The sequence below is a fragment of the Hydrogenophaga sp. 70-12 genome (assembly GCF_001897365.1).
In the GTDB taxonomy this organism is placed as follows: Bacteria; Pseudomonadota; Gammaproteobacteria; order Burkholderiales; family Burkholderiaceae_C; genus Hydrogenophaga; species Hydrogenophaga borbori.
Genome location: NZ_MKSS01000298.1, coordinates 1 through 8,250 on the forward strand (window position 1 = coordinate 1; position 8,250 = coordinate 8,250).

At 70.5% G+C, this 8,250-nt stretch carries 10 protein-coding genes; all 10 read right to left on the reverse strand.

Annotated features, from left to right (window positions below; genetic code table 11):
• A partial coding sequence (locus tag BGO22_RS16050; RefSeq protein ID WP_286851714.1) for a Rieske 2Fe-2S domain-containing protein occupies positions 1 to 392 on the reverse strand: 392 nt, incomplete at its 3' end.
• A gap of 130 nt (positions 393 to 522) precedes the next feature.
• Positions 523 to 1,347, reverse strand: a complete 825-nt coding sequence (locus tag BGO22_RS16055; RefSeq protein WP_286851716.1) for a helix-turn-helix transcriptional regulator — start codon at positions 1,345 to 1,347, stop codon at positions 523 to 525.
• A 60-nt stretch (positions 1,348 to 1,407) separates the two neighbouring features.
• Positions 1,408 to 2,427: a 2-dehydropantoate 2-reductase gene (locus tag BGO22_RS16060; protein WP_286851718.1), complete on the reverse strand. Its 1,020-nt coding sequence runs from the start codon at positions 2,425 to 2,427 to the stop codon at positions 1,408 to 1,410.
• Positions 2,424 to 3,218 carry a class II aldolase/adducin family protein gene (locus tag BGO22_RS16065; protein ID WP_070400262.1) on the reverse strand — a complete coding sequence of 265 codons (795 nt, stop codon included), beginning with the start codon at positions 3,216 to 3,218 and terminating at the stop codon, positions 2,424 to 2,426. The genes BGO22_RS16060 and BGO22_RS16065 overlap by 4 nt, the downstream gene beginning before the upstream one ends.
• Positions 3,219 to 3,255: 37 nt before the next feature.
• Complete coding sequence (locus tag BGO22_RS16070; protein WP_070400261.1) at positions 3,256 to 4,083, reverse strand: aldolase/citrate lyase family protein; 828 nt, start codon at positions 4,081 to 4,083, stop codon at positions 3,256 to 3,258.
• 10 nt (positions 4,084 to 4,093) lie between these two features.
• Positions 4,094 to 4,918 carry a 2-oxo-hept-4-ene-1,7-dioate hydratase gene (gene hpaH, locus BGO22_RS16075; protein WP_116958890.1) on the reverse strand — a complete coding sequence of 275 codons (825 nt, stop codon included), beginning with the start codon at positions 4,916 to 4,918 and terminating at the stop codon, positions 4,094 to 4,096.
• A gap of 2 nt (positions 4,919 to 4,920) precedes the next feature.
• Positions 4,921 to 5,376 carry a 5-carboxymethyl-2-hydroxymuconate isomerase gene (locus BGO22_RS16080; RefSeq protein WP_286851720.1) on the reverse strand — a complete coding sequence of 152 codons (456 nt, stop codon included), beginning with the start codon at positions 5,374 to 5,376 and terminating at the stop codon, positions 4,921 to 4,923.
• 11 nt (positions 5,377 to 5,387) lie between these two features.
• Positions 5,388 to 6,314, reverse strand: coding sequence for a 3,4-dihydroxyphenylacetate 2,3-dioxygenase (gene hpaD, locus BGO22_RS16085; RefSeq protein ID WP_070400258.1), 927 nt, complete (start codon positions 6,312 to 6,314; stop codon positions 5,388 to 5,390).
• Between the two features lie 48 nt (positions 6,315 to 6,362).
• Positions 6,363 to 7,832 carry a 5-carboxymethyl-2-hydroxymuconate semialdehyde dehydrogenase gene (gene hpaE / locus BGO22_RS16090; RefSeq protein ID WP_070400257.1) on the reverse strand — a complete coding sequence of 490 codons (1,470 nt, stop codon included), beginning with the start codon at positions 7,830 to 7,832 and terminating at the stop codon, positions 6,363 to 6,365.
• 10 nt (positions 7,833 to 7,842) lie between these two features.
• On the reverse strand, positions 7,843 to 8,250 hold a 408-nt coding region (locus BGO22_RS16095; RefSeq protein ID WP_286851723.1), incomplete at its 5' end, for a fumarylacetoacetate hydrolase family protein.

Sequence of the window (8,250 nt, forward strand, 5' to 3'; positions counted from 1 at the left end):
CAGCTGAAGTTGTCGGGCAGCAGCGCGTCCTCGGCCAGCGCGGGGTCGCCCATCCACACGAAGACCCACTTGTTGCGCAGCACCAGCGGGTAGCGCTTGACCTTCGCCTTGGCCGGGATGATCTCGATGCCCGGGGCTTCCACGCACTGGCCCATCCGATCGAACTTGAGGCCGTGGTAGCCGCAGCGCACGCAATCGCCTTCACGCCGGCCCACCGACAGCGGCGCGTGCCGGTGGCAGCAGCGGTCCTCCAGGGCGACCAGTTCGCCGGCCTGCGTGCGGTAGACCAGCACTGGCTCGCCAAGCACGGTGCGCGTGAACAGGGTGGGGGAATCGGCCGGCGGGATCTCGTGGTCCCAGGCGATGACGTACCAGCAGTTGCGCAGCCACATGGCCTTGTCTCCTCCTCGTGGGGATGGGAAAGCCATGCTAGGTGGCGCCGGGGGGCGGCCTGTCCCCTTCGAAGGGGATGGACGGGGGATTGCAGATGCCCACCCCGCGCCGCTGGCAGGCGGCGCCTTTTCAGCCCAGCCAGCGCGCCAGCCGCAGCCGGTCCGCCGGCAGCCCCGCCTCGGCGAGCTTGGCGTAGGCCCGCTTTCTCAGCGTTACCACGGTCGACGGCGCCACGTCCAGCGCGGCCGCGATGCCGTCCGCGCTGAGCCCGCGGGCGATGCGCGCCACCACCTCGGCTTCGCGCGGCGACAGCGCCGGCACCAACCGCGCCAGGCGCTGTTGTGACAAGGCCAGCTGCGCCTCGCGGTCCGCCGCCACGCCGTCGGCGTTCAGGGCCGCCTGGTGCGCCTGCCGCAGCAGCGGTGCCAGGCCCAGCAGGCGCTGGATCTCATCGGGCCGGAACAGGCCCTGGCGCTCGTCGCGGTACAGGTGGATGGCCTGCACGGCCCCGCGCGCCGGCGCGTGCAGCAGCGTGAAGCGCTCGGTCAGGCGCTCGCGCTTGTAGATCTCGTTGCGCCAGCCCGCCACCGGCAACTCGTCGGCGCGGCAGTGCAGCACCGCCACCTCGCGCGCCGGGCGCTGCGACACGCGGTCGGCCAGGCGCATCACCGCGTCGGCGCGCCAGTAGCTGCGGCGGTAGATGGCGAAGCACTCGGCCACCACGTCACGGCCCTGCCCTTCGGGGGGATGGCGCGAACTGCCTTCGATCAGCTCGGGCGTGTCGCGCCGGAAGTTGACGAGCGAGAGGTATTCCACCGGCACCACCGTGTCGATGGCGCGCAGCAGCCGCGCGGCGCTGGGCGGCGCGCTCGCGCAGTCGAGCAGGGCCGAGACCGCGGCCGGGCTCAGGGCCTGGCCGGGCGCGGGGGCATCGAAGGACCAGATGGCGGGCATGCGCCCATTCTGGAAACACGCCCGCCCGCCGCGCCAGCGGACTAACCCTGCCGGCGCGCGTTACGCCGTTTTCGGGTACAGGCCAAGGGTGCGCGCGCGCAGCCGCGCCAAGCCGAGCAGCGCCTCGGTGAAGGGGGTCGGCACCTCGGTCAGGCGGCCCAGTTCGGCCACCACGGCCACCAGGGCGTCGAGCTCCACCGGGCGCCCGGCCTCCACGTCCTGCAGCATGGAGGTCTTGAAGGCGCCGAGCTTGAGCGTGACGGCGTGGCGGTCCTCGGGCTGCTGGTCGATGGGGATACCCAGCCTTGCGCCGATGGCCTTGGCCTCCAGCATCACCGCGCTGATGAAGCCGCGCACCTGCGGGTCTTCGAGGATGCGGTCGGTGGTGGCGCCGGTGATGGCGCTCACCGGGTTGACCGTCATGTTGCCCCAGAGCTTGTACCAGATGTCTTTCTGGATCTGCGGCGACAGCTTGGCCTCGACGCCGGCCTCACCCAGCGCGGCCACCACGGCCTGGGCGCGCGCGCTCGGCTCGCCGGAAGGCTCGCCCACGAGCAGGCCGTTGCCGAAGTGGTGGCGCACCAGGCCGGGCGCGTCGAGCGAGCAACTGGCGTGCACCACCCCGCCCAGCACCTGGCGGCCGGGCACGGCGCGCGCCATGGCGCCGCCCGGGTCCACCACGGGCAGCGGCGTGCCTTGCAAGGCGCCGCCGAAGCCTTCGAAGAACCACCAGGGCACGCCGTTCATGGCCGTGAGCACCACCGTGCCGGGACCGATCAAGGGCCCGATGGCGGGCGCGATGCCGGGCAGCGCCGGCGCTTTCACCGCGAGGATGACGAGGTCGTGCGCGCCGAGTTCGTCGGCCCGCTCGGACGCGCGCACCGGCGCCTGCAGCAGCTCGCCGCCTTGTTGCAGACGCAGGCCGTGCGCGCGCAGCGCGGCGAGCGTGTCGCCGCGCGCCAGCGCGCTGACCGGGCGGCCCGAACGCGCCAGGCGCGTGCCCAGCCAGCCGCCGATGGCGCCGGCACCGACAATGGCCACGCTGCGGATCTCGGTGCGCAGGTTCATCGTGTCGCTCATGCCCGGTAGCTCGAATCGATGCGGTCGACCTGGCGCACCAGGGCGTCGAACACGTCGCGGCCGGCGCCGTGTTTGGGGTCGAACTGGAAGGAGTCGCGCGTGCACTTGGCGGCGATGGCCTCGGACACCGGGATCGCGGCCTGCGGCCCGCCCATGCTGAACGTGGCGAGTTGGATCTCGCAGGCGCGCTGCAGCGTCCAGAGGATGGCGAAGGTCTGCGGCAGCGTGCCGCCCCAGGCCAGCAGGCCGTGGTTGCGCAGAATCACCGCAGGCTTGTCGCCGATGCTCCGAAGCAGGCGCGGGCCCTCGTCGGCGTGGATGGTGATGCCTTCGAAGTCGTGGTATGCCACCAGGCCGTGCAGCTGCGCGGTGTAGAAGTTGGTCTGCTGCAGGCCGTCCTTCAGGCAGGCCACGGACACGCCGGCCGTGGTGTGCGTGTGCATCACGCAGTGCGCGCCTTCCAGGCCGTCGTGAATGGCCGCGTGCACCACGAAGCCGGCCGGGTTGATGCGGTGGGTGGACCCGTCGAGCACCTTGCCCTGCAGGTCGATCTTCACCAGGTTGCTCGCCGTGACCTCGCTGTAGTGCAGGCCGAAGGGGTTGATGAGGAAGTGCTTCTCGCCCCCGGTCACGCTGTCGGGCAGGCGCAGCGTGATGTGGTTGTAGATCATCTCCGTCCAGCCCAGCATGGCAAAGACGCGGTAGCAGGCGGCGAGCTCCAGGCGCGCGGCCCACTCGTCGGCGTGCATGCCGGGTGGCAGCACAGTGCTGGTTTGCAGGGCGGCGTTCATGTCTTGTCTCCTTCTGCTGTGTGGTTCGGGGTGGGGATCAGTAGGTGTTCGGGCCCTGCTCCACCGGGCCCTTGAACCGGGCGAGCAGCTGCGCGGCGGCGGACGCCAGCAGCATGCTGTCGGCGCCCACGGCCACGAACAGCGCGCCGGCGTCCAGCCACTGGCGCGCGCCGGCCTCGGTGGTGGCCAGGATGCCCGGGGCCTTGCCCGCGGCGCGGATGCGGCGGATGCCGTCGGCGATGGCGGCCTGCACCTCGGGGTGGCCGGCGTTGCCGCGGTGGCCCATGCTCGCGCTCAGGTCGGCGGGGCCGATGAAGACGCCGTCCACGCCCGGCGTGGCGGCGATGGCGTCGAGGTGCTTCATGGCCGTCACGGTCTCGGCCTGCACCAGCACGCAGACCTGTTCATCGGCCTCGTGCACGTAGCGCGCGTGCGCCTGCCAGCGCGAGGCGCGCGCCAAGGCGCTGCCCATGCCGCGCACGCCCTGGGGCGCGTAGCGCGTGGCGGCCACCACCTGGGCGGCCTGCTCGGGCGTGTCGATCATGGGCACCAGCAGGGTCTGCGCGCCGATGTCCAGGTACTGCTTGATGAGCGCGGTGCCCACATCGCCGGTGCCCACGGGCACCCGCACCACCGGGTGCGAGCGCTGGTCACCGAAGCCGTGCTGGGCGCTGGCCACGGCCTGCAGCTGGGCCAGCGTGCTGCGCACGTCGTTGGGCGCGTGTTCGCCGTCGAGCAGCAGCCAGTCGTACCCCGTGCCGGCGATGAGTTCGGTGCTGTAGGCGCTGGCCAGCGCGGCCCACAGGCCGATCTGCGCGCGGCCCTCGGCCAGGGCCTGCTTGAAAACGTTGGTGGGGGTTTGCATGGCAAAAAAATCAGACGAAGCGGAAGCGCAACACGCCCAGCGGGCCGTAGTCGGCCTCGAAGCGGTCGCCGGCCTTGGCCGGCACGGGGCGCGTGAAGGAGCCAGCGAGCACGATCTGCCCGGGCTGCAGGGTCTCGCCCCAGGGCGCGAGCTTTTCCGACAGCCAGGCGATGCCGATGGCCGGGTGGCCCTGCACGCCGGCGGCCAGGCCGGTCTCTTCCACCGCGCCATTGAGCTTGAGCGCGGCGCCGCACCAGGGCAGGTCGGTGCTCAGCGGGTCCGCGCGGTAGCGGGCATCGCCCTCGCCGATGACGATGGCGGCGTTGGCCGCGTTGTCGCTGATGGTGTCGAAGACCTTGCGCGGCTTCTTGGTGTCGCGGTCGAACTGCTCGATGCGCGCGTCGATGATCTCGATGGCGGGCGTCACGTACTCGGTGGCGGCCAGCACCTGCTCCACTGTCACCGGGCCCGAGAGCGCGCGCTTGAGCACGAAGGCCAGCTCCACTTCCACGCGCGGCGACAGGAAGCGGTTCACCGGGATCTCCAGCTCCTCGCCCGCCCGCGCCACCAGCTTCATGGAGCCCAGCAGGGTGCCGAAGTCGGGCTCGTCGATCTGGCTGGAGATCTGCATGGCGCGGCTGGTCAGGCCGATCTTGTGGCCGATGACCGGGTCGCCGCGCCCGCGCTGCAGCGCCACCCAGGCACGGCCCACGCGGTAGCCGTCGTCGATGGTCATGCTGGGAAAGCGCTGCGAGAAGTGGCGCAGCGGCGTGCGCGTGCGCGCGGACTCGTCGAGTTCGGCGGCGAGTTGCTGGAGGGTGGCGTCGTCGAGCATGGTCAGGTCGATCGCAGGGGCGTGAAGAGGGGATGCAGGGAGCTGATCTTGGCGTCGAAGACCTCGGGGCCTTCGTCGACCTGCACGGTGATGCCGATGGGCCGGCGGCTCAGCTGGTCGGCGAAGTGCTGGCGCGCCACGGCCTCGAGCGCGCCGCCCGAGCGCTTCTGCACGGCGGCGCTGCGCCCGCGGCCCATGCGCAGGTTGAGGTAGACGAAGGCGTAGTCGCGGCCCATGCCGGCGGCCTCGCCCGCGTCGCCGCCGTCGGCGATGGCCCAGTGCGCGGCCGGGAAGGCCAGCACGCGCGTGCCGCCCGTGGGAAAGACCTGGCGGCCGCCTTCGTCGTGGATGGTGAGCATGGCGTCGGCCAGGGCGCGGCACAGCGCGCGCATGTCGGTGCCGCCCTCGGCCTCGGGTCGATCGAGGTTGCCGCTGTAGAGGATGACGAGGTGGGGCATGGCGTCGCCCCTCAGAGCCGCGAGACGGCCTGGAAGCCCTGGGCCGAGGAGGCCTGGGGCTGCGGAATGGCCTTGCCCGTGACCGGCGTGACCGGGAAGACGATGTTGATCTGGCCCGTGCCCGAGGCGCCGAAGTACGGCGTGATGACCTCGCCATGCCCGTCGTACTCGCTCCAGCCCAGCGCGCCCAGCATCATGGCGGTGTCGTGCATGAAGCCCTCGCCGTGGCCCTTGACCGCGTACTCCGGCAGCATCTCGCAGAAGGCTTTCCATTCGCCGCTCTGCCACATGCGCACCACCTCGTGGTCCATGGTTTCCAGGAAGGGGCTCCAGAGCTTGAAGGCGTACTCCGGCGCCAGGCCGTTCTGCGCGAAGCGGTGGCTGAGCGAGCCGCTGGCGAGGATGGCGACGGTGCCGTCGTACTCGTCCTCGATGGCGCGGCGCAGGGCCCAGCCCAGGCGCGCGCTGTCGTTGAGGTAGTGGGCCATGCACAGGGCCGACACCGACACCGCCTTGAAGTGCTGGTCGGGGTTCATGTAGCGCATGGGCACCAGGGTGCCGTACTCGGGCGCCAGCGTGGTGCCGTCGTGCGCGAGCGTGTCCACCTTCCACTCGTTGGCCACCTTGGCCAGCAGCTTGCCCAGCGCCGGGTTGCCGGGGATGGCGTAGGGCATGTTGCTGATGAAGTGCGGCAGCTCGTTGCTGGTGTAGTTGCCTTGCCAGTGTTTGGCGCAGTTGATGTGGTAGCTGGCGTTCACCAGCCAGTGGGTGTCGAACACGATGAAGGTGTCGACGCCCATGTCGCGGCAGCGCTGGCCGATCGCCTTCAGGCCGTCGATCGCGTCCTGGCGCGTGCCCTTGCGCGGGCCTTCATCGATCTCGCTGAGGACGATGGAGGGAACGTGGGTGATCTTGGCGACCAGTGCTAACTTGCCCATGGCTGTCTCCTTGTGCCGTGTGCGCGCGCGGCAACCGCGCGCGCCATCTCAGATGCCCCAGTGGGGAATGTGGTGCGAACCCAGCGACACCGCGACGTTCTTGGGCTCCAGGAACACCTCGTAGCTCCAGGTGCCGCCCTCGCGGCCGGTGCCCGAGGCCTTGGTGCCGCCGAAGGGCTGGCGCAGGTCGCGCACGTTCTGCGAGTTGACGAAGCACATGCCGGCCTCGATGGCCGCCGCCACGCGGTGCGCCTTGCCGAGGTTCTCGGTCCAGACGTAGCTGGACAGGCCGTACTGGATGTCGTTGGCCAGCTCGATGGCGTGCGCCTCGTCCTTGAACGGGATCAGGCAGGCCACCGGGCCGAAGATCTCGTCCTGCGCGATCTTCATGCGGTTGTCCACGTCGGCGAACACCGTGGGCCAAACATAGTTGCCGGCCTTCACGCGGCCCGGCAGTTCGGGCGCGTAGCTTGGGCGGTCCAGGCCGCCGCACAGCAGCGTGGCGCCCTCCTTCGGGCCCAGTTCGATGTAGCTCTTGACCTTGGCCAGGTGGGCCTTGCTGATCATGGGGCCGATGATGGTCTTGTCGTCCTGCGGGTCGCCCACCACGATCTTCTTCGCGCGCTCGGCGAACTTCTGCGCGAAGTCGGCGTAGATGCTCTGCTGCACCAGGATGCGGCTGCCCGCGGTGCAGCGCTCGCCGTTGTTGCTGAAGATCATGAACACGGCGGCGTCCAGGGCGCGGTCCAGGTCGGCGTCCTCGAAGACCACGAAGGGGCTCTTGCCGCCCAGCTCCATGCTGAACTTCTTCAGGCCCGCGCTCTGCACGATGCGGTTGCCCGTGGCCGTGGAGCCGGTGAAGCTGATGGCGCGCACGTCGGGGTGCGAGCACAGCGGCTCGCCGGCGTCCTTGCCGTAGCCGTGCACGATGTTGAGCACACCCGCCGGCACACCCGCCTCCAGGGCCAGTTCGCCCAGGCGGGCGGCGGTGAGCGGGCTCAGTTCGCTCATCTTCAGCACGGCCGTGTTGCCGAAGGCCAGGCAAGGCGCGGTCTTCCAGGTGGCCGTCATGAAGGGCACGTTCCAGGGGCTGATGAGCGCGCACACGCCCACCGGATGGAACAGGGTGTAGTTCAGGTGCGTGGGCGTGGGGTAGGTGTGGCCGTCCACGCGCGTGCACATCTCGGCGAAGTAGCTGAAGTTGTCGGCCGCGCGCGGCACCAGCTGCTTGCCCGTCTGCGAGATCACCTGGCCGGTGTCGTCGGTTTCGGTGCGCGAGAGCTCGGGCACGTGCCTGGCGATGAGCTCGCCCAGCTTGCGCATGATGGCCGCGCGCTCGGTGGCTGGACGGCCCGCCCAGGCGGGGAAGGCGTCCTTGGCGGCCTGCACGGCGGCGTTGACCTCGGCCTCGCCGCCGGCGGCGACCTCGGCCAGGGCTTCCTGCGTGGCGGGGTTGATGGTCTCGAAGGTGGCGGCGCTGGTGACGGCCTTGCCGTTGATGAGATGCTGAATGGTCATGGGGGCTGGCCTAGGGAAGCGTGGGGGCGGTGATGGTGTTGTGCAGTTCGCCAACGCCCTCGATGGACGTGATCACCACGTCGCCGGGCTGGCAGTCGACCACGCCGTCGGGCGTGCCGGTGAGGATCAGGTCCCCGGGCTGCAGGGTCATGAAGGACGTGAAGTACTCGATCAGCGTGGGCACGTCGAACACCATGTCGCGGGTGTTGCCGCTTTGGGTGACGGTGCCGTTCACCGTGGTCCGCAGCGCGAGGTTCATGGGGTCGGGCAGGTCCGCCGCGTCCACCAGCCAGGGGCCGATGGGCGTGCAGGTGTCGCGGTTCTTCACGCGCAGGTTGGGGCGGTACCAGTTCTCCAGGTAGTCGCGGATCGCGTAGTCGTTGGCCACGGTGTAGCCGGCGATGAAGTCCATCGCGTC

What these genes read in the sequence shown, in the direction of transcription:
- hpaD (WP_070400258.1), bottom strand. Translation starts at nt 6,314, where the DNA reads ATGGGCAAGTTAGCACTGGTCGCCAAGATCACCCACGTTCCCTCCATC.
- BGO22_RS16055 (WP_286851716.1), bottom strand. Translation starts at nt 1,347, where the DNA reads ATGCCCGCCATCTGGTCCTTCGATGCCCCCGCGCCCGGCCAGGCCCTG.
- hpaE (WP_070400257.1), bottom strand. Translation starts at nt 7,832, where the DNA reads ATGACCATTCAGCATCTCATCAACGGCAAGGCCGTCACCAGCGCCGCC.
- BGO22_RS16060 (WP_286851718.1), bottom strand. Translation starts at nt 2,427, where the DNA reads ATGAGCGACACGATGAACCTGCGCACCGAGATCCGCAGCGTGGCCATT.
- BGO22_RS16065 (WP_070400262.1), bottom strand. Translation starts at nt 3,218, where the DNA reads ATGAACGCCGCCCTGCAAACCAGCACTGTGCTGCCACCCGGCATGCAC.
- hpaH (WP_116958890.1), bottom strand. Translation starts at nt 4,918, where the DNA reads ATGCTCGACGACGCCACCCTCCAGCAACTCGCCGCCGAACTCGACGAG.
- BGO22_RS16070 (WP_070400261.1), bottom strand. Translation starts at nt 4,083, where the DNA reads ATGCAAACCCCCACCAACGTTTTCAAGCAGGCCCTGGCCGAGGGCCGC.
- BGO22_RS16080 (WP_286851720.1), bottom strand. Translation starts at nt 5,376, where the DNA reads ATGCCCCACCTCGTCATCCTCTACAGCGGCAACCTCGATCGACCCGAG.